The organism is Hyphomonadaceae bacterium BL14, from assembly GCA_027627705.1.
Classification (GTDB): Bacteria; Pseudomonadota; Alphaproteobacteria; order Caulobacterales; family Maricaulaceae; genus Oceanicaulis.
Window position 1 is genome coordinate 1571705 of the sequence record CP091242.1, and the last position, 20224, is coordinate 1591928.

The 20224-nt window shown below is 68.3% G+C and carries 14 protein-coding genes; 5 read left to right on the forward strand and 9 right to left on the reverse strand.

Going from position 1 to position 20224, the window contains the following annotated elements:
• Positions 1 to 10: 10 nt before the first annotated feature.
• Entirely contained in the window at positions 11 to 562 is a 552-nt protein-coding gene (locus L2D00_07620; protein ID WBQ11721.1) for an SPOR domain-containing protein, read from the reverse strand.
• A 93-nt stretch (positions 563 to 655) separates the two neighbouring features.
• Here L2D00_07620 and panC point away from each other — a divergent pair, with 93 nt between their 5' ends.
• Both panC and L2D00_07630 read left to right on the forward strand, forming a co-directional pair.
• Positions 656 to 1522 carry a pantoate--beta-alanine ligase gene (gene panC, locus L2D00_07625; protein WBQ11722.1) on the forward strand — a complete coding sequence of 289 codons (867 nt, stop codon included), beginning with the start codon at positions 656 to 658 and terminating at the stop codon, positions 1520 to 1522.
• Between the two features lie 145 nt (positions 1523 to 1667).
• A complete protein-coding gene (locus L2D00_07630) occupies positions 1668 to 2183 on the forward strand; it encodes a fasciclin domain-containing protein (GenBank protein WBQ11723.1) in 516 nt (171 codons plus the stop codon).
• Positions 2184 to 2276: 93 nt separating this feature from the next.
• Here the strand turns inward: L2D00_07630 and rimK are convergent, their stop codons facing one another.
• Entirely contained in the window at positions 2277 to 3692 is a 1416-nt protein-coding gene (rimK, locus tag L2D00_07635; GenBank protein ID WBQ11724.1) for a 30S ribosomal protein S6--L-glutamate ligase, read from the reverse strand.
• Between the two features lie 198 nt (positions 3693 to 3890).
• Here rimK and L2D00_07640 point away from each other — a divergent pair, with 198 nt between their 5' ends.
• The 3 genes from L2D00_07640 (at position 3891) to L2D00_07650 (ending at position 6291) form a co-directional block, all read left to right on the forward strand.
• Positions 3891 to 4721, forward strand: a complete 831-nt coding sequence (locus L2D00_07640; GenBank protein WBQ11725.1) for a pirin family protein — start codon at positions 3891 to 3893, stop codon at positions 4719 to 4721.
• A gap of 52 nt (positions 4722 to 4773) precedes the next feature.
• Positions 4774 to 5742 (forward strand): glutathione S-transferase family protein, encoded by a 969-nt coding sequence (locus tag L2D00_07645; protein ID WBQ11726.1) that lies wholly within the window; start codon positions 4774 to 4776, stop codon positions 5740 to 5742.
• An 81-nt stretch (positions 5743 to 5823) separates the two neighbouring features.
• Positions 5824 to 6291 (forward strand): META domain-containing protein, encoded by a 468-nt coding sequence (locus tag L2D00_07650; protein WBQ11727.1) that lies wholly within the window; start codon positions 5824 to 5826, stop codon positions 6289 to 6291.
• 36 nt (positions 6292 to 6327) lie between these two features.
• Here L2D00_07650 and L2D00_07655 read toward each other — a convergent pair whose 3' ends face one another.
• From L2D00_07655 to L2D00_07685, 7 genes are all read right to left on the reverse strand, one after another.
• Positions 6328 to 6744 carry a DUF1489 domain-containing protein gene (locus L2D00_07655; protein ID WBQ11728.1) on the reverse strand — a complete coding sequence of 139 codons (417 nt, stop codon included), beginning with the start codon at positions 6742 to 6744 and terminating at the stop codon, positions 6328 to 6330.
• 9 nt (positions 6745 to 6753) lie between these two features.
• Complete coding sequence (locus L2D00_07660; protein ID WBQ11729.1) at positions 6754 to 7539, reverse strand: hypothetical protein; 786 nt, start codon at positions 7537 to 7539, stop codon at positions 6754 to 6756.
• A 73-nt stretch (positions 7540 to 7612) separates the two neighbouring features.
• A complete protein-coding gene (locus L2D00_07665; protein WBQ11730.1) occupies positions 7613 to 8551 on the reverse strand; it encodes a cupin-like domain-containing protein in 939 nt (312 codons plus the stop codon).
• A gap of 84 nt (positions 8552 to 8635) precedes the next feature.
• Entirely contained in the window at positions 8636 to 10933 is a 2298-nt protein-coding gene (locus L2D00_07670; GenBank protein ID WBQ11731.1) for a S9 family peptidase, read from the reverse strand.
• 111 nt (positions 10934 to 11044) lie between these two features.
• The gene (locus L2D00_07675) at positions 11045 to 13090 is read right to left on the reverse strand and encodes a S9 family peptidase (GenBank protein ID WBQ11732.1); all 2046 of its coding nucleotides are present in this window, start codon (positions 13088 to 13090) and stop codon (positions 11045 to 11047) included.
• Between the two features lie 111 nt (positions 13091 to 13201).
• Positions 13202 to 15271 (reverse strand): penicillin-binding protein 1C, encoded by a 2070-nt coding sequence (pbpC, locus tag L2D00_07680; protein ID WBQ11733.1) that lies wholly within the window; start codon positions 15269 to 15271, stop codon positions 13202 to 13204.
• 56 nt (positions 15272 to 15327) lie between these two features.
• Positions 15328 to 20196 (reverse strand): alpha-2-macroglobulin family protein, encoded by a 4869-nt coding sequence (locus tag L2D00_07685; GenBank protein ID WBQ11734.1) that lies wholly within the window; start codon positions 20194 to 20196, stop codon positions 15328 to 15330.
• Positions 20197 to 20224 lie beyond the last annotated feature (28 nt).

A 20224-nucleotide genomic window follows, 5' to 3' on the forward strand; every position in this document is an offset into this window, starting at 1 on the left:
TGAGAAGGGGTCATCCGCCGTCCGGCACGGCCACAGGCGTGCCGGTGAAATCCACCGCCTGACACCAATGCCCGCCCGCCTGCGCCTGCGCGCACCAGGCTTGCGCCGCATCCCGGCTGTCAAAGGGTCCCGCTTTCAGGCGCAGATACACGCCCCGCTCACCCAGATCAGCCGGCACCACGCGTGCACTCAGCCCGTCCAGGGCGGGCAGTGTCGCCTGCAGCGCCCGCCAGCCCGCCACCACATGGGCGGGATCGCGATAGGAGGTCAGATGCACGCCATGCAGAACCGACCGCGCGCCGGTCAGATCCGGCGCAGGCAGGGGCGCGGGTTCCGGCGCAGCGGCCGGTGGCGGGGCATCCGGCCGCGCCCGCAGCGCATGCTCCAGCGCCGTCATCTCGGCGTCCGCCGCCACGATGCGCGCCGGGTCCTGCGCCGCGGTCTCCTGCAGCAGGCGCGCCAGCGCCGCCGCGCGCATGGCTTCAGGTGAGCCGGACGACGCGGTGGTGGCCCCGCAGGCCGATACGCTCAAGGCGGAGAAAATCGCAATCGCGTGCTTCATGGTCTGAGCCCATACACCGAGTCGCGCGCTTGCGCGCGCGCCCCTGCTGCGCCTAGCGTGCGCGCCGCCATGAATTGCCGGAGCCCGCGCGTCTTGACCCGTCCCCTTCCCCTCGTCAGCGCTGTCAGTGACCTGCGCGCCGTCCTCGCGGGCTGGCGGGCGGCCGGGCTCACCATCGGCTTCGTCCCCACAATGGGTGCACTGCACGCGGGCCATATCGCGCTGGTGACCCAGGCCCTGTCGCGCTGCGACCGGGTGGTGGCGAGCATATTCGTCAATCCCGCCCAGTTCGCCCCCGGCGAGGATTTCGACGCCTATCCGCGCACGATGGACGCCGACGCCGCCAAGCTGGCCCAAGCCGGATGCCATCTCCTGTTCGCGCCGCGCGCCCGCGACATGTACCCGGACGGCTTTGCCACAACAGTCACCCTGACCGGCCCGGCTGAAGGGCTGGAAAGCGCGGCACGCCCGCATTTCTTCTCCGGCGTCGCCACGGTGGTGACCAAGCTGCTCAATCAGGTCCGGCCCGACGTGGCCGTGTTCGGCGAAAAGGATTACCAGCAGCTTCTGGTGATCCGGCGCCTCGCAGCCGATCTGGATCTGGAGACGCGCATCGAGGCCGGCGACACCGTGCGCGAGGCGGACGGCCTCGCCCTGTCCTCGCGCAACGCCTATCTGTCGCCCGCCGACCGCCAGCGCGCAGGCCGGCTCAATGTCATCCTTGCCGGTTTCGCCGCGCAGCTGGAAGCGGGCGGTGACATCGCACAGGCCGAAGCGACGGCGCTAAACGCCGCGCGGGAAGCCTTTGACAACGTCGACTATGTCACGGCGCGCTGCGCGCAGTCGCTGGCGGCGCTCGGGCCGGGCCGGCTGGACCGCCCGGCACGGGTTCTGGCGGCGGTGCGGGTGGGCACAACACGGTTGATCGACAACCGCGCCGCTTCCCCCTCGCAAGATTAACTTTCGGTCATCCCGGCGCCTGGGTGATCCGGGACGGGAACCGATGCGTATATTGGCATGTTCTATACACACTAGAACCGCTGCATCGCTCAACGCGGTGCGGCGCTAGGCAACCGATCAACAGCCCCTTCAAGGAGCACTCCCCATGCGTATCACCACCCTTCTCGCCTCGTCCGTTCTCGCCCTTGGCGCCGTTTCCGCGACCGCGCTGGCCGACCATCATGGCGGTGGCTACACCGCTGCGACGGAGCAGAACGTCGTCGAAATCGCCGCGGGCAATGACGACTTCTCGACCCTGGTGGCCGCAGTCACGGCTGCCGAGCTGGTCGAAGCCCTGTCCGGCGAAGGCCCGTTCACGGTGTTCGCGCCCAACAATGCAGCCTTCGCCGCCCTGCCCGCCGGCACGGTCGAGAGCCTGCTTGAAGAAGAAAACCGCGATCAGCTGACCGCGATCCTGACCTACCACGTGGTGTCGGGCAAATACCTCGCCGCCGAGACCCCGGCCGGCACGTATGACCTGCCCACCCTGCAGGGCGGCACGGTCAATTTGGTCGTCGGTGAAGACGGCACGGTCACCGTTGACGGTGCCACGGTCATCAGCGCCGACATCGAAGCCTCCAACGGCGTGATCCACGTGATCGACGCCGTGATCATGCCGTAACAGGCCTGATCTGACCGGGCGTGGCCTGTCCCCCCTTGCCCCGCGCCCGGACGACGAAGCCCCGCGAGACCGCGCCCCGGTCTCGCGGGGTTTTTATTGGGCGGGAGGCGGCGCGCTGCGTTGGCTGCGCCGCGCGGGACGCGCCGAGACCGTGCGCACATGGGTCTCGACATGCTCGATGATCAGATCGGCGACATTCTTTTTTGACGTCGCCTCGATGCCCTCCAGCCCTGGCGAGGAATTGACCTCCAGCACTTTGGGCCCGGACTCGGCGCGCAGCAGATCCACGCCTGCCACGGACAGGCCCATGGCCCGCGCCGCCTTGATCGCCGCGGCCCGCTCCTCGCGGGTGATGCGCACCGGCTGGGCTTCGCCGCCGCGATGCAGGTTGGAGCGGAACTCGCCAGCCTGGGCCTGGCGCTTCATCGCCGCCACCACCTTGCCGCCCACCACAAAACAGCGGATGTCCGCACCGCCGGCTTCCTTGACGAATTCCTGCACGATGAAGTTGGCGTCCAGGCCCCGGAAGGCGTCGATCACGCTTTCAGCGGCCTTGCGCGTCTCGGCCAGCACCACGCCGCGTCCTTGCGTGCTCTCCAGCAGTTTGACCACAAGCGGCGCGCCGCCCACGTGTTCGATGAGGTTGCGCGTGTCCTTGGGCGAGTGGGCGAAGGCGGTGGTCGGCATGCCGATCCCGGCGCGCGCCAGCAGCTGATGGGCGTAAAGCTTGTCACGGCTGGCCCCGATGGCTTCGGCCGAGTTCAGGATATACGCCCCCGTCATTTCGAACTGGCGCAGCACCGCCATGCCGTAATTGGTCATGGACGCCCCGATGCGCGGGATCACCGCATCGAAACGCGACAGGCGCCGCCCGTCGAAATACACCGCCGGGGCGAGGGTGTTGATGGCGATGGTGACCCGCGCGGTGTTGATCATCTCGGCCACGTGACCGCGCGCCTCGGCGGCCTCCTTCAGGCGCCGTGACGAGTAATTGCGCGGCTCGCGCGTCAGGATCGCGATGCGCAAGGGGCGGCGCACAGGCGGCTTGCGCGGCGCGTCGCCGTAAAGATCGTAGGACAGCTGGCCCTGCACACAGGACTGACCGGGATTGACCACCATATCGTCCAGGATCGCAGAGCGGCCCAGCAGCATGCGGTACTGCATGGTTTCGCGATTGGTCAGCGTCACCTCGATGGGCCAGGTGCGCTCGCCCATGCGCACGTCAACCTTGATGACCCAGCGCAGCTCGCTCTCGCCATTGGACGAGATCACCTCGCGCCGGTCCACGGCGGGAGCCGCGCAGATGATCTCCAGATCCGGGCGTTCAGGGATCGGATGCATGATGAAGCGCACCTGGGGTGCGCGGTCGGGGCCGAACTGCTCGACCGCCACGGCATGCAGGGCGCTGGTGCGCGCGCCGGTATCGACTTTCGCCTTGATGGCGGGCAGGCCCAGGCCCGGGAAGGCGGCCCATTCTTCCCAGCCCAGTACAAACGGCTCGCTCGTCATGCGCGGATATCCTGATCTTGCTATGCGGCAGGAGCCGTAGCCGCCTGCCGCCTGTCTGTCCATGCGCTGTGCGGCGCGATTTGCCCGCAGTGTTGCGCGCGCGGAAACACAATCTGGCCGGCGCGCACCCTCGCCAGCGCCGCCCTGCATGGCCATGTTGGGCGCACACCACACGGATCCCAGCAAGGATGAAGCGCCATGTCCCTTCGCCCCATCGTCAAGACCACACGCGGCATGCCGGCCTCTGATGGCGCCGGTGTGAAGCTGACGCGCCTTCTGGGCACGCCCGCCCTGCGCGTGCTGGACCCGTTCCTGATGCTGGACAAGTTCCACTCCAATGATCCGGGCGATTATCTCGCCGGCTTCCCGCCTCACCCCCACCGGGGGTTCGAGACGGTGACCTACATGGTCGAAGGCCGGATGCAGCATCGCGACAACAAGGGCCATGAAGGCGTAATCGGGCCGGGCGGCGTGCAGTGGATGACCGCCGCGCGCGGCATCATTCACTCTGAAATGCCGCAGCAGGATGACGGGCTGATGAGCGGGTTCCAGCTCTGGGTGAACCTGCCCCGCGCCGAAAAGATGAAAGACCCCGGCTATCAGGAATTCGCCGAGACCCAGATCCCGGCCGATGAACGGGAGGGCGTCACGGCCAAGATCGTCACCGGGCGCACCTCCACCGGCGTGGAGGGACCGGTGCGCGACATCACCGTGGAGCCTTTCTATGCCGAGCTGCGCATGGCCCCCGATAGCGTATTTGAAGAACCCGTCCCGAGCGGCAAGACCGCCTTCATCGCCACCCATTCCGGTTCGGTCACATCGGGCGGCGTCAGCTTGAGCGAGGCTCAGCTGGGCGTCTATGGCCCTGGCGATACCGTGCGCATCGAGGCCGGGCCGGACGGCGCGCGCCTCATGCTGGCGGCAGGCTATCCCATCGGCGAGCCCGTTGTCTGGGCCGGCCCCTTCGTGATGACCACCGAGGGCGAGGTGCGCCAGGCCATGCTGGACTTTCAGCAAGGCCGGTTCTGATCGCCCGCCTCGCACCCCAAACCTGCAAGCAGATCAAAAAGGAGGCCTCCCCATGGGCCGGCTGATCGACGGCGTCTGGAAAGACGAATGGTATGACACCAAATCCACCGGTGGAAAATTCGAGCGCTGGAACAGCGTCTTCCGCAACTGGGTAACCCCTGACGGTGCGCCCGGCCCGACCGGCGAGGGCGGCTTCAAGGCAGAACCCGGCCGCTATCACCTCTATGTCTCGCTGGCCTGCCCGTGGGCGCACCGCACGCTGGTGTTCCGCCGCCTCAAGGGGCTGGAAGACACGATCTCCCTGTCCGTGGTGCACTGGCTGATGAAGGAAAACGGCTGGACCTTCCAGGACGGGCCGGGCGTGATCGCGGACCCCGTCAACAACGCGCAATTCATGCACCAGGTCTACACCGCCGCCGCGCCGGACTATTCAGGCCGGGTGACCGTGCCGGTGCTGTGGGACAAGCAGACCTCGACCATCGTCTCCAATGAAAGTGCCGACATCATCCGCATGTTCAACACCGCCTTTGACGGCGTGGGTGCAAAGGCGGGCGACTATTACCCGCAGGCCCTGCGCGGCGAGATCGATGAGCTCAACACGCGCATCTACGACACGGTGAATAACGGCGTGTATCTCTCTGGCTTTGCCACCAGCCAGTCCGCCTATGAAAGCGCCGTGACGGCGCTGTTCGACAGCCTCGACTGGCTGGAAGACCGCCTGGCCGACGGCCGTCGCTGGCTGACGGGCGATACGCTGACCGAAGCCGACTGGCGGCTCTACACCACGCTGGTGCGTTTTGACCCGGTCTATCACGGGCATTTCAAGTGTAATCTCAAGCGCCTGATCGATTACCCCAACCTGTCGGCGTATGCCCGCCGCCTGCATGCCCACGGGGATGTGGCGGACCTGTTCGATCTCGATCACGCCAAGCGGCACTATTACGAGAGCCATGACATGATCAATCCCAGCGGAGTTGTGCCCGCCGGGCCGGACGTTCACGTGGCCGGCGCGCGCGGCTGAGACCCCTGCACGGGCAAGGCGGAGCATGATAGGCTCGCGATCAGGCTGCGCGTTGAAGCGCTGCATGACAGGAGCCTTGCCATGATCCGCCTCGCCTTCGCCCTTCCCGTGTCCGCCGCGCTGCTGGCCGCCTGCAGCGCGCCCGATCCCGCCGCGAATACGGCAGCCGCCCCCGCCGGTGAGGCGGCGCAGGACACTGTGCTGGAGGCTGGAGCCGCGAACGCCCTGATCGGTCCTGAATGGACAGTGACGGAGATTGAAGGCCAGGCGGCTCTGGCCGAAGCTGCGCCGACCATCGCCTTCCTGCCCAATGGCGTAACCGGCAGCGCCGGATGCAACCGGTTCAATGGCGAGTATCAGGCCGACGCCAGCGCGCTGAGTTTTGGTGCCCTGAGCACGACGCGCATGGCCTGCGCCGATGAGCGCATGCAGCAGGAGCGCACCTTCCTGACCCTGCTCAGCCAGGCCGTGAGCTATCAGGCCAGCGAGGACGGAACCGGGCTGGTGCTGACCGCAGAGGACGGCCGCACGATCACCGCTGTCCGCTAACGCCGGTCCGGCGGTCCTGCCTGCGCAGGCCAGCCGTCACCAGGCACCCATCTCGATCAGCTGCGAGCGCAGGGCGTCGGGCAACTCCTCCCCGCCGGTCTGCACCGACAGATCGGCCGGGGCGTCTTCAGCCTTGAGATAGCGCCAGCCCTGAAACGGCCGGCGCGGCGCGGGCGCGGTGCGCACAAGCTCGGGATCGAGCCAGATCGTGCAGCGCTTCACGCCCTCTGTGTCGGTGAACTCTTCCAGCTCCACGATGCGCTGGCGCACCTGGATCAGCCGCTTGATCACCCAATAGAGCGACCCGCCCTCGGCCAGCTCTGCTGCGCGCTTGGGCGTCATGCGGGTGGTGTGGGCCATGAGCCGGCCACCCGGCGCAATCTGATCGCGCCACGCCTCGAGATCCTCGATGGAGTCGGCACCCACGCAGAGTTTGACCAGATGAAGCGGCATGCCCCAGACCTAGGGCGAGTCAGCGTCCCCGCCAAGGGTTTCGGCGGCAGCCTCGCCATCATGCCAGTCCACCGACAGCAGCTCGATCAACATTGTCCGGTCAAACCGCTGAAACGCCGCCGAGCCGGCCATGCTCATTTCAAACGCAGCAAAGCGCGGCCCGTCGAGCGTGGCGTCATGCACGTAGTCCTGACGCAGTGAGAAACGGTCGATCCGCGCGGCCAGATTGGGCTTGAAGCTGTCCGCAGCAAACAGGCGGAACCTCTGCAGTTCGCCCCGCCGGGGATCGACAATCACCTCCCCGCGCAGCGCCTCCAGCATCGCCTCGGGGGTCTCATTGCCACCCGGCACGGCCCTGGGCGCGAAACTGTAGACCAGCGCCCCGTCGGGCAAGGTTTGCTCCAGCGTCGCACGGCCTCCGATCGCCGCGCGCAAGCCGCTGAAATCAACCGACCCGACATTGACCCCGGCCCCGGGCCGGCTCGATCCCTCGTCATCGCCGGCGTCAGGAGTGCGCTCGCGCGTGACCGAGGTCCAGACCTCGCGCTGACGCTCGCTCAGCGCCGCCTCGTCCGGTTCCAGCAGGCGGTAAGCCGGCGGCCCGTCACCGGATGGGCGCATCTCGAACGTGACGCTTTCGCCTTCCATGGTCCAGCGCATGGCCATGCGCAGCGGCGTCCTTTCGGTCAAGGGCGTCGACAGGGCTGCCTCAAGCGGTGGCGGCAGCTGGGCGTGCGCGGCGGCGGACAGGCTTGCGGCGAGACATGCCGCCACGAAGGGCAGGAAATGGGTCATGGGGCATCCCGGGCTTGTGCAATCGCCACGATTGCAGGCCCACGCCCGGTCTGCCACTTACAAACGCGACAGGTCAGGCCGCCGCGGCGCGGTCGCGATAGCCGGCCTCGCTGGCGAGATCGACGTCGAAGGTCTCCTCGCTCTTGGGCATGGGCTTGCGTGCGCCGGTGAGTTTTGACCCCAGCTTCCAGGCCTTGGAGAAGGCGAGCTTCGCCACCGCCTGCAGACCATGCGGGCTGGCAGAACGCGGCTGGAAGCCCATCCGGCGCAGGGCACCATTGGCGTGCAGCACGGCATTCTTCATCATGGACTGGCGCGTCACCACCTCGCAGGTGATGGAGACGTTCAGCCCTTCCAGATTCTCCACCCGGTGCGGGGCGTGCAGCGGCCAGCTCACAAAACTGCCCGGCGTCAGATCGATTACCGCCGCGTCGGCATCCCAGGCCCGGTCGAACGGAATGTCCTCGGTCTGGGTCTTGTGCAGGATCCGCTCCATGGAGGCATTGCTCAGCCAGGGCGCGTGCGGCGGGTAGATGCGGAAGCGCTTCTTGCCCTTCACGTGCAGCAGCAGCGTCTCCGAGACGTCGGCATGATAGAAGACCTGCGCGCGGGGCGAGGAAATCAGGATCCCGCCATAGGCGCTCAGGGGGCGGTAGTCGGGATTGAGGCGCTTGAGCTGGGCGAACAGGGCGTCAAAGAGCGGCTTGTAGACCGGGTCCTGATTCATCGCCTCGCGCAGATTGATCCACAGCTTGCCTTCGCGGACGGCTTCGATCAGCTGCGTGCCGGACATGTTGCATGCCGAGCCGGCGCGCCAGCTTTCGCGGTCTGCCGGGTCGTCGCCCATGGTGCAGATATCGGTCAGTTCGCGCGGATGGCGTTCCAGCAGCGCCGCCAGCGCCAGATCGGTAAACTCCGGCGCCATGTGAAGACGATGCCGCGCGGTCATCACGCCTTGGCGGAACTCCGCGCGCTTGTCCTCACTCCAGTCAATCAGCACAGGCTCGGTCATATCGATCCCCGTCGCATTGCGGTACGCGCCAAGGCGCGCTCGCAGGGGATCACGCACGGTTCGTGCCAGTGACGGGCAGGCCGCTTACTCCTGCGGCATCTCGCGTTCGAAATACCCGAAAATCGTGCGCCACAGATGGACCTGAAGCGGCGGCGGACGCACGCCGTGGCGCTCGCCGGGATAGGTCATCATGTCAAACCGCTCGCCGCGCGCCTGCAGCGCCGCGAACAGGCGGGTGGACTGATCAAACGTGACATTGTCATCGGCCATGCCGTGAATGATCAGCGTCGGTGTCTCATAACCATCCAGATGGGCAAATGCCGACCCGGCCTCATACCCGGCCGCGTTCTCGTCGGGCATGCCCATATAGCGCTCGGTGTAGTGGGTGTCGTACAGCGCCCAGTCGGTGACCGGCGCGCCCGCCACCGCCGCCGCGAAGCGCCCCGGTGCCTGCAATGTGGTCATCAGCGCCATATACCCGCCATAGGACCAGCCCCACAGCCCGATCCGGTCCGGGTCCACGAAATCCAGCCCCTGCAGGTAATCCAGACCCGCCAGCTGGTCCTGCGCCTCCACAATCCCCATGCGCCGGTGCAGCGCCGCCTCGAAGGCGTGGCCGCGATTGGAACTGCCGCGATTGTCCAGCTTGAACAGGATATAGCCGTGGGCCGGGAAGAGCTGGTCGCGCGGATTGACCCAGCCGCGCGTGACCGTCTGCACCAGCGGCCCGCCATAGACCTGCACGATGACCGGGCAGCGCGCGCTGGCCGTGCAATGGTCAGGACGCAGCATGGACCAGTGCAGCTCGGTTTGCCCGTCCGCCGCCGTCAGCGTGCCGAACTCCGGCGAGACATGGGCGTCCAGAAACGCGTGGTAGGGGTGGTCTTCATCCAGCGCATTCTCTTCGATCCAGGCGATGCGCGACCCGTCGATGGAATACAGCCCGGTCTGGGGCGGCGTATCGGGATCGGAATATGTGCCGATATAGGCCGTCCCGCCCTCGCCCAGCGACGCACTCCAGCGCCCCGCCCCGCGGGTGATCTGAACGGGCGTTCCACCCTCGAACGCCACGGCGTAGAGATGCCGCTCCAGCGGCGTCTCCACCCAGCCTTCAAAATACACCGTCGCGCCATCGCCCGAGAGGCCGGTGATGCGGTCCACCGCCCACTCGCCCTGGCTCAGCGCCCGCACGCCGCCTTGCGCGTCCACATGGTAGATATGCCTGAATCCTGTGCGCTCGGAGGTCCACAGGAAGCCGCCGCCCGCCAGCGGGGTCAGGTCGCTGGAGAGATTGATCCAGGTCTCCGCTTCCTCGCGCAGCACCAGGTCGCTGGCACCCGTCGCCGGGTCGGCGCCCAGCACGTCCAGTTGCGTCTGGCCGCGGTTCTGGCGCTGCACATACAGGCGGTCGCCCGCCTCGTTCCAGTTCACGCGCGCCAGATAGATGTCGGTCTGCGCGCCCAGATCGACCTGCACGCGGTTCCCGCTGGCCACATCGATGACCCACAGCTCGATCAGGGCGTTCGGGGTGCCCGCGCGCGGATAGCGCTGGTCGGCGACATTCACGCCCTCAGCCGTAATACCGAACCGCGGCACGATATCTACCGGCGTCTCGTCGATGCGCGCCGCTGCGATGCGCGACCCGTCCGGCGACCACCAGTATCCGGTGAAGCGGCGCATTTCTTCCTGGGCGACGAACTCGGCCACGCCCCAGCTGACCGCGCCTTCGCCCTCCTCGGTCAGGGCGCGCGCCGCACCCGTCTCCAGATCATGGACCCAGAGATTCTGGTCGCGAATAAAGGAGACATGGCGCCCGTCCGGGCTGATGCGGGCATCGGTCTCGAACTCAGGCGTCTCGGTCAGGCGCCGGGCCTCGCCGCTCTCCACATCGACATGGAACAAATCCCCGTCCATCGGCACCAGGATGGCGCGCCCTTCGGCGTCCCAGTCATAGGCCACCACGCCGGTCTGCGAGATCCGCGCGCGTTCGCGATACTGGATCTCGGCTTCGGACAGCTCGCCCTCTTGCGGCACCAGCGCGCGGGCATCCACCAGGCGGTAGGTCCGCCCGCCGGCCACATCCATGGCCCACAAATCCAGCACGGTGCGGTCATCCTCGCGCGCACGCTGGAAGGTGATCCGCGCCCCGTCGGGCGAAAAGCGCAGGCCGCGCGGCGACGGGCCGGTGAGGCTGGGCGATCCGAACACTCGCTCGATGGTCAGCGCCTCGCCCCGCTCGCGCGCCGGGCCACGGTCCAGCCGCAGGTCCGGCGCTGAACGCGCCCCGTCCGGCCCGCCATCCGGCCCCAGGCTGGGCGCAGGCGCGCCGCAGCCGGTCAGAACAGCAGCGGAAACAATGGCGGTGACCAGCACAGAACGCATGGGGCAGGCTCCAGGCAGATTCATGGATCGGGCAAGACAGCAGACTAACGCCAATCGCGCCAGCAGGACAGAAAAAAGGCCGGGCGCGACGGACGCGCCCGGCCCTGATCGTCAGTCGTTCAGGCCCAGCAATTCAGGCAGGGGCAGCTCGGCAGGCGGCGGTTCGCCGCCCTCGCCCTGCAGGTAGTGCTGCATCCAGCGCATCACCCGCAGCGCATAGTCATACTGCGCGGCCGCCCGGGCATTGCCGTGGCCCTCGCCGGGATAGGTGACCAGACGCACCGGTGCGTCGCCGGCCAACTGCAGGAAGCGGTAGAGGATGAAGGACTGGGTCGTGTCCACCCGCGTATCGGCCTCGCCGTGCAGGATCAGCGTGGGCGTGCGCGAGCCCTGGGCATGGCGGATCGGGCTCTTGTCTACGTACAGATCGAAATTCTCCCACGGGTATTCCATGAAATGGACATCGATCATTTCAACCGGAATCTCGGTCGTGCCGAAGAAGGACACCAGATCGGTCAGCGCCACAAAGGGCGCAGCGGCGGCGAAGTGCTCGGTCGCAATCGTCGCACCCCAGGCCGAGGCGAACCCGCCATAGGAGCCGCCGGTAATGCCGACGCGGTCGGGATCAATCAGGCCCTCCTGCGCCAGCGGGGCGATGGCGTCGACAATGTCCCAGAACTCGTCGCCCGGCGGGTCGAGATGGTCGAGCTTCATGAAGCGCTCGCCCCGGCCGGTGGAGCCGCGATAGTTCGGGAACAGGATCGCAAACCCTTCGCCCGCCGCGATATGGCCAAAGCGTGAGTAATTGTTGAGCCAGCCGTCACTGTCATGGGCTTCGGGCCCGCCATGGACCGTCATGATCAGCGGCCAGCCACCGCGCGGGGCGCGGCCCTGCGGAGTGATCAGCACGCCCTCGACGCGCTCGCCGTCGCGCGCGTCCCATTCGACCGTACGCTGAACGCCCCAGGCGATGCTGGCCAGCTGCGGGTTGTGATCGGTCCAGCGGGCGAATGCCTCGCCCGGCCGGGCGGCAAACACCTCGCGCGGATGGGTCGGCGCATCCACCACGGCGGCGATGGCGCCGCTATCACGGTGCAGATCGATGGCACGCAGAATGCCGCCTTCAAACGGGGTGCGCGCCTGCGCCTCGCCATCCACGCCATACTGCACCAGCGCGCTCGTCGTGCCGGTATGAGCCAGCGTCAGCACGGTGCGATCATCCTGCCAGGCAAAGCCGTACAGGTGCTGTTCGGCGTCACGGTCGATGATCTCCATCGCGCCGGTGCGCACGTCGGCGATATGCAGCGTGCCTGCCGTGGGGTCCGCCCGGTCCACGCCGGCCAGAAAGGCCAGACGCGCATTGTCGGGCGAGAACGCCGCAGACCCCAGCTTGCTCAGGGTCTGCGCAGACGAGATGACGGCACCCGTGCGCGCGTTCACCACATGCCAGCGCCGGCTCATCAGATTGTCATCCACCAGCGCGGTGGGTGCCAGATCGACGGCCAGAAGCGACCCGTCCGGGCTCAAGACCACTTGCGTGGCGTGACCGGGCAGATCGAACCGGGTGGCGTCCGCCTCGCGATCGCTCAGGTCAGCGCGCCAGACATGGGAGAAGACCTGCTGCTCTTCGAAGACATTGGCGCGGAAGCCCCGGTCGCTCAGGCGCGCCCGCATCGGATCGGGCCGGTCCTGGGCCACGAAGAACAGCGTGGTCCCGTCGGGCGCGATGGCGTAGCTGCGGATGGCCTGACTGTGGGCATAGATGCGCTGGGCCTCGCCGCCCGCAATATCGATGCGGTAGAGCGCCGTGGCACTGTCACCGGCACGATTGGCCAGGAAGGTCACGCCCTGCCCGTCCGGCGTCCAGGCGATGGCGCTGATCCGCCCCTCACCGGCCACATAGGCGCGGTTCTGCTCAGGCCCGGTGGCGATATGCAGCTCCACATGGGGCACGCCGTCAGACGCACCGTTGGGAACGTCGCGCGGAACGGTGACGGTGTAGGCCACTGACTGGCCGTCGGGGGAGATCACCGCGCTGCCTGCCTGGCGTATCTGGAACAGGTCTTCGATGGTCAGGGGCAACTGGGCGCTTGCGCCCGCCGCCAGTACCGCCGCCGCGAGCAGCGCCAGAGCGCTGCGCAGGATCGGGAGGGTCATGGGGTCAGTCCTTCCGCAATTTCGAACATGGCCGCGAACCTAGCGTGACTTGCGGCGGCCCGTCGAGCCTGCCTCCGCGCGCGGCAGATCACAGGCGCGTCAACCGGCGCGTCAGCCCGACGGCATGCGCACCCGCACACGCACCCGGGCGGACTGGCCCTGCGCGTCCACCGCCGTCAGCTCGTAAAACCCGGGACCGTCCGGCGTCCAGACCGGCGATCCGCCGGCGTCGCGCGGCACCGGCGCGCCGTCGGCATACCAGGCGAGCCCCCGATTGCCACGCCCGGACAGAACAAAACCCCGGCCCGGTTCATCGGCCCAGATTTCCGAGCGGTCGGGCGGGAACAGAATCTCCGGCGGCGCGTCCGCACGGGCAAACCGGTCCAGCGCAGAGGGGGCCGACTCCATCGGCGCATGGCGCGCCCGCGCCCGCGCTGCAAAGCCCGGATCGATGCGCGCCACCGAGTCGAACAGGTCAAACAGCACCGGCAGCGCCGCCGCGCGTCCCGTCACGCCCGGGCGTGGCACGCCATCCGGGCGTCCGGTCCACACCACGATGGCATACCCTCCTGCCACCCCGGCCGCCCAGGCATCGCGATACCCGTAGGACGTGCCGGTCTTGTAGGCGATGGCAGGTGCCCCGCTGGCCAGCCGCGCGGGCATGCGCCCTGGCGGCGCGGGCGAGCCTTCCAATATGGTCAGCACCTGGCGCGCGCTGGAGGCCGAGACCAGGCGCACCGGAACCGGCGCGGGCGCGTCCAGCGCGTCTTGCGTCCACACCAGTGGCCGCGCGCGGCCCTCATCACCCAGCGCCGCGTAGACCAGCGCCAGATCGCGCGCGCTCAGACCCAGCCCGCCCAGCCCAACGGCCAGCCCCGCCGCGCCACTATGGGCACCGGGCACATCGGGCGCGCCGCCCGCCTGCGCCAGCGAGGCAGTGAAGCGCGCCGCCCCCACCCGGTCGAGCAGGCGCACCGCCGGCACGTTCAGCGAATGCTGCAGCGCATCGGCCACTGTGACCTCGCCGCGGAAGCTGCGGTCGAAATTCTCAGGCTGGTAGCTTGCAAACCGTGCTGGCAAATCGGCGATACGGGTCGCGGGCGCCGCCGCGCCATCATCAAACGCCAGTGCGTAGATCAAAGGCTTCAGCGCCGATCCCGGCGAGCGGCGCCGGTTGGTCAAATCCATCCAGCCCCCCGCCCGGTCCAGCCCCGCCGACCCGACCGCCGCGCGCACGGCGCGCGTTTCGATGTCCACGATCAGGGCCGAAGCCTGCACATCAGGCCCCGCCGCGGCCACCAGCGCCGCCATCAATCGCTCGGCCTCGCCCTGCAGGCGCGAATCCAGCGTCGAGCGCACTTCGCCAACGCCGCCAGCGCCCGCGCGCACCGTCTCGGCGGCGTGCCAGGCGCGGGCGGGAAAGGCATGGCGGCCCTCAGGCAAGGCCTCATCGGCCGCGTCCAGCGCGCGTGCCTGGCTGATCAGCTCCAGCCGCGCCATGCGCTGGAGCAAGCGTGCGCGCGCCGCCCGCGCCGCCTCGGGCCGCCGGTCCGGCCTGCGCGCTTCCGGCGCCTGAGGCAGGGCGATGAGCAGCGCGATCTGGTCGGGGGTCAGCTGGTCGGGCTCACGGTCAAACCAGGCCCAGCTCGCCGCCCGCACGCCCTGCAGATTGCCGCCATACGGCGCCAGGGTCAGATACAGCTCCAGGATCTCGTCCTTGGTCAGCCGCATCTCCAGCTGCCAGGCCCGCAGCATCTCTATCAACTTGGCCCCGATGGTCCGGCGCGGGCGCGGCTCCAGAAGCCGGGCGGTCTGCATCGTGATGGTCGACCCGCCAGACCGGATGCGGCCCGAGGTGACGGCCTGACCCGTGGCACGCACCAGCGCCAGCAGGTCCACGCCGTGATGCTCCTCGAAGCGCCGGTCCTCCACTGCCAGCAGCGCCTCGATGAAGGCCGGGTCGATCCGGTCCAGGTCTGCGGCCAGGCGCCAGCGTCCCGCCTCAACCGGAAAGGCGCGCAGGGCGCGTCCGTCACGGTCGGCAACGACCAGAGAGACGGTGCGGCCCGCCTCGATGGGCGGCGGCAGGGCCAGATCGACGACCCGAAGGGTCACCAGCAGCGCCACAAGACCCGACAGGGCCGCTGCAAGTCCCCACAGAACCGCCGCATGTCTCCACAACGCTGCCTTATGTCCCCATTTTTCGGGGTAGAGACGGGGGATAGCCGCCATCGCTGTCAGGGCCGGATAGCCAGCCGGCCCGACCCTGTCCGCGCGGTCACGTCAGGCCGGTACATGTCTTCGGCCACCGCGCCGGGCAGGGCGAACTCGCCCGCCGTCACAGGCCGCACCACATAGGCGAAGCGCTCTGTACGCCCGCTGCGCGATTCGATCGCCGCGACGAACCGGTCGTCGCGCGCCTCGGCCACTTGCGGATAGCTCAGCTCGCCCAGGAAGGCGTAAGGCCCGTCCGGAGCCCCGTCCCCGGCGGTCAGAACGCCTTCAATTTCAAAGCCTGCAGGCAGAAGATCAGCGATGACATAGCTGGCCATCGCCTGGCGTTCCGGGGTCAATTCGAGGCTGATAACCAGCCGGTCGCCTTGCACAACAGAGGCCGGATCAACTGTCTCGCCGCGCGTGTTCAGGATCGTCTTTTCGAGGCGCAGCATGGACGCCGACGCGGCTGGGGCTTCGGCCGGCGCGCCGCGCGCCAGCATCGTGACGAAAACCGGTTGAGTGCCGGTATTGGTGAAAGCGCCCGCCTGCGCCAGCGTGTCAGCGTCAAACCGCACCGCCGCGGGATCGTCGGCCGCACCGTCATAACTGATTGAAGCAGCTTCACTATCCCCCGCCAACGCATGTGCGGCCAGGATCAGGAATACCTTCTCCTGCGTGGTCAGGCGCGACGGTTCGGGCAGGTCGCGTGACAACCTGCCTGCCAGCTGCTCGACGATACCGGTTTGACCCGCTTCCGCCGCCAGCGCCAGCACCGCCGCCGTGTCGCGGCGCACTGACTGATACCAGTCACCCTCATTGCGATAGCCCAGCGCCTCCACCGCCGCCCCGAACGCGCTGGCCGCGCGCGGCCGGTCGCCCATGGCGGCCAGGCCTGCCCCGATATGGGCACGTGCCAGCGGGCTCTCGATCTGGCGGATGCGCTCGTCATGCATGTAGCGCAGGCGCGAGCGGTCCGCCTGACCGTTGCGCGCCAGCACATACAGGGCATACGCCGCGCTGCGGTCTTCCAGGCGCTGGCGCGTATCCCGCGTCCAGCGGGCCTCAGGAACGCTCGTGTTATAGCCGTAGGCGCGCCACAGCTCGCCCCGGGCTATGGGCTGCAGCTGGCTCAATGCCCGGTCCAGCGCCGCACGCGGCACAGGATAGCCCTGTTGCTCCGCGCGGCTAAGGAAATCAGTGGCATAGGCGCCCAGCCAGGGCGAGGCCTGGCCGTCGCCCACACGCCACAGGCCGAACGCACCGTCACCGCTCTGGCGCGACAGGACTTGCTCAATCGTCCGGCGCACATCCGCGGCCGCACCGCCGCGCATCTCCTCATCCGACAACCCGGCCAGCTGCCGGGCATAGAGCAGCGGCATGGCCCGGCTCAGACTCTGCTCGGTACAGGCATAGGGGTAGGCTGCCAGATCGCGATAGAGCGGCCCCATATCAATCGGGAAAGCCGAGGCGCTCACCAGCAAGGAGCCTGTCCCGTCTACATATCCGGCCAGCGCTGCGGCGGGCGGTGTCCAGCTTTCGCCCGGGCGCAGCGTGCGCCGCTCGACACGGGATTCCGGCAGCCAGGCCGAGCGAACCTCGATGGGATAGCTGCGCTCGGTCGCGAAGTTTTGCGGCCCCGTCACGGCGAGAACCAGCTCGCCTATCCCCGCCGTATCAGCGGTCAGGCGGACGCGCCTATCCTCGCGCTGTCCCGGCTCCAGGGTCATTTCCACCGCCTCCGATGGCCCGGAAAGCGGACCGGTCGCGCTGATCTGCGCTGAGAAGGCGCCGGCGGGCAGGTCAATGTTATCAACGGTCACCGTGGCCTGCGCCGTGTCGCCCGGTGACATGAAGCGCGGCAGGATCAGCTCGGCCGGGGCATCCTCACGCACCGTCACCGGACGCGAGGCGGAACCCAGCCCGCCTTCAGACCACGCCACCGCCATCAGGCGCAATTCACCATTGAATTGAGGCACATCCAGAGAAATCGATGCCCGCCCGGACCGGTCCAGCTGAACCGGGCCGGAGAACAGCGCGACCGTGCGGGTGGGCACCACGGAGAGGCCCGCCGCCCCTATCTGGTCGCCGCCAGACCGCACGGGTGCGGCGGCACCCTGATTGGGGTCCAGCACCCGGCCATAATCGTCCAGCAAATCCACGCCCAGTTGCGTCTGTCCGAAGAACCAGTCCTCGGGACTGGGCGAGCGGAAATTGGTCAGGAGCAAAATCCCCTCATCCACCGCCGCCACCGTCACCCACGCCCGCTCTGCGCGCGGGCCGCCTTCGGCGCGAATGTTAACCACAAGCGGCTGCTCGGGAATTGCCCGTTCCGGCGCATCCAGCGTCAGATCGAACGTCCGCCCGTCCACGTTCACAGGCACCCAGGCCACGCCGACTGCGCGGCGCGGGCGGGGCTGATCCACGGCGTCGCGCGGGGTATAGACGCTGACCATCACATAGGCACCGGAACCCCAGTCTGCGGTGACCGGCAGGGTGATTTGTGCGCCTTCCTCGCTCACCTCGATCTGGCGCGAGGTCAGGATCCGGTCATTGGCGACCACCACTTCAGCGAGGCCCGCATAGGGTGCACGCACGGTGATGACGGCATTGGAGCCCGCCTCCGGTGCCGTGTCCGGACCAGCCACACGCACCGTGTCCGGCGCTTCCTCGCCGGCCTGGGCGCGGCCGCCATACCCCACCCAGAAGCCGGTGGAGGCAATGTCGCGCTCCCCGTCAGAGACGATCAGCGTGTAATCGCCCCACGCCAGCGACCCCGTGGATATCTCCGCCGCATCCGCCCCGCCCAGGCGCGTCTGTCCGCTCTCAACCGGCACGACACGCTCCGACCGGCGCCAGCGCCACTCGCCGCCATCGGTGCGGTACCAGTCGTAATTATAATCCCGGCGCACCAGGCGCCACTGCATGTCCGCCGCCACGGGCGCGCCGTCCGCATCCACGGCGATGAGCGAGAAACGCGCCGGCGCGTTGCGCTCGGCGGCACCGTCAAATTCAGAGCGAAGCGCGGCATAGCGCGCCTGGGGCCGGTAGGGGATGCGCACATCATCGGCGACCGCGCGCCCGCCCGGCTCCTGGACCCGGATCACCGCGCGCAGGCGCAGCGGCAGGGATGACTCCTCGCCGCGCCCGCCAGCAGACACCGGCACGCGCGCCTCGCCGCGCCCGTCCGCAGCGGTGCGCGGCAGGTCCTCGAGGCTCTCGGAGAATTGCTCGTCGTGCAGGCCGAAGCGGTATCCGGTCCAGCCGGGAAAAGGATTGGGATCTGGCTCGACCCGCGCCGAACCTTCAACAACAAGGCCTGCACCCGGCGCGCCGTAGAGGAAGCGCACACGGGCATCGACCATGCGGGTCTCGCCTGCCCGCATGGGGGTGCCGGTATCGGCGTTCAACGTCAACTCGACGCGTTGCGGGACGAAGTCTTCCACCGCAAACCGGGTCGAGCCGGCTTCACCGGCACCGTCCAGCTCCAGCGCCAGGCGCCACTGGCCCCGCGCCGCGCTGCGCGGCAGCTCAAATCCGTGCGACAGCCCGCCCGCATTCGGCGCGGTCCCGAACCGGTGGCGGGTCAGCTCCAGCCCGTTGGGCTGATACACAACAAGCGATCCGGCCCGCCCGGTCAGAGCGAGTCCGGCGAGATCCCGGAGCAACGCGCTGGCCTGCACCGTCTCGCCGGGACGGTAGACGCCCCGGTCGAGATAGACAAAGGCATCGCCCTGGCCGGGCCGGTCCCGGCCCGCGACGGGTTGATTGGACAGATCGACGGGATTGCGGTTGAGGTCCAGCAGCGCGAAATCGCCATCCGGCCCGTAAGCGGCCAGAAGGCGCGGGGTATTTCCATCCGTCCCGTTCATCAAAGCCGCGCTGAAGCGCGCCTTGCCATCCGCCCCTGTGGTGCGGTTGGCCAGCACCTCATTGGACCGCGCGACCAGACGCACCTCGGCACCTTCAGCCGGGCGAGCGGTCTGCAGCGAGCGCACCGTAACTTCCATGCCGTCGCCGCTGCGCCAGGCTGTAAAGGCCAGATCGGTAACGATAATCCAGCGGCGCGCACGCGCCTGATCACCGCGATCCGCATCGCGCTCTATGGCGTCCGCATCGTCGACTTCGATATAATAAGCGCCCGGTTGCAGCTGGCCGATCGCCTCTGCGATGGGGAATACGGTGATAACAGATGCATTGGCGTCGCCGGGCGTATCCATCTCGCCGCGCCAGACCTCAACACCCGCATCGCCCGGCGTTTCCTCACCATAAGCCCAGTTCCATTCGCCGCTCGCCGCATCGAACCCGGAGGTGATCTCACGGAAAGCCAGCGCGCGGTCGGTGACCCGGTGCACGATCACGCGCACGCGCGGCACGTTGACGGTCTGGATGGCCAGCCCGTCGGCATCAATGCGCGGCAGGACGACGCCCGAGCCGGCAAAGCCGATAAAGGCAGGCCGGTCATCAAAGGTGAGCACAGCCTGCTCGTCGGCAGCCAGGCTGGTGCCCTCGGCAGACGGCAGGCCCTGGCGCAGCGTGACGGTGCGGGTTTGCCCGAACTGCAGGCCGCCCAGGCAAAGCCGCTGGCCGCTCACAGCGAGCGAGACCGGCTCGTCAATCTCGACATAGCCGGAGTAATCCAGTTGCGGGTCGAGCGGCGCGGAGAACGTCAGGCATAATTCCGGCGACGCGGACTCGGTGTTGATCGCATAGCGCAGGTATTCGAACTGGTCAGAAGCCGTCTCGGCGGCGCGTGGAGCGTCGGCTGCGCGCAGGGTCAGCTGGGGACCCTGAGCCGCTGGCGCATCCGGCCTGTCCACCGGGTCGCAGGCGGCCAACGCCGCGCCCAGAACGAGCAAAACCCCGAAGCGTAGCCAATTGCGCGCGATCATTCCGGCGTCCCCTTGAATTTGCAGTCCC

What these genes read in the sequence shown, in the direction of transcription:
- L2D00_07620 (WBQ11721.1), bottom strand. Translation starts at nt 562, where the DNA reads ATGAAGCACGCGATTGCGATTTTCTCCGCCTTGAGCGTATCGGCCTGC.
- L2D00_07630 (WBQ11723.1), top strand. Translation starts at nt 1,668, where the DNA reads ATGCGTATCACCACCCTTCTCGCCTCGTCCGTTCTCGCCCTTGGCGCC.
- rimK (WBQ11724.1), bottom strand. Translation starts at nt 3,692, where the DNA reads ATGACGAGCGAGCCGTTTGTACTGGGCTGGGAAGAATGGGCCGCCTTC.
- L2D00_07640 (WBQ11725.1), top strand. Translation starts at nt 3,891, where the DNA reads ATGTCCCTTCGCCCCATCGTCAAGACCACACGCGGCATGCCGGCCTCT.
- L2D00_07645 (WBQ11726.1), top strand. Translation starts at nt 4,774, where the DNA reads ATGGGCCGGCTGATCGACGGCGTCTGGAAAGACGAATGGTATGACACC.
- L2D00_07650 (WBQ11727.1), top strand. Translation starts at nt 5,824, where the DNA reads ATGATCCGCCTCGCCTTCGCCCTTCCCGTGTCCGCCGCGCTGCTGGCC.
- L2D00_07655 (WBQ11728.1), bottom strand. Translation starts at nt 6,744, where the DNA reads ATGCCGCTTCATCTGGTCAAACTCTGCGTGGGTGCCGACTCCATCGAG.
- L2D00_07660 (WBQ11729.1), bottom strand. Translation starts at nt 7,539, where the DNA reads ATGACCCATTTCCTGCCCTTCGTGGCGGCATGTCTCGCCGCAAGCCTG.
- L2D00_07665 (WBQ11730.1), bottom strand. Translation starts at nt 8,551, where the DNA reads ATGACCGAGCCTGTGCTGATTGACTGGAGTGAGGACAAGCGCGCGGAG.
- L2D00_07670 (WBQ11731.1), bottom strand. Translation starts at nt 10,933, where the DNA reads ATGCGTTCTGTGCTGGTCACCGCCATTGTTTCCGCTGCTGTTCTGACC.
- L2D00_07675 (WBQ11732.1), bottom strand. Translation starts at nt 13,090, where the DNA reads ATGACCCTCCCGATCCTGCGCAGCGCTCTGGCGCTGCTCGCGGCGGCG.
- L2D00_07685 (WBQ11734.1), bottom strand. Translation starts at nt 20,196, where the DNA reads ATGATCGCGCGCAATTGGCTACGCTTCGGGGTTTTGCTCGTTCTGGGC.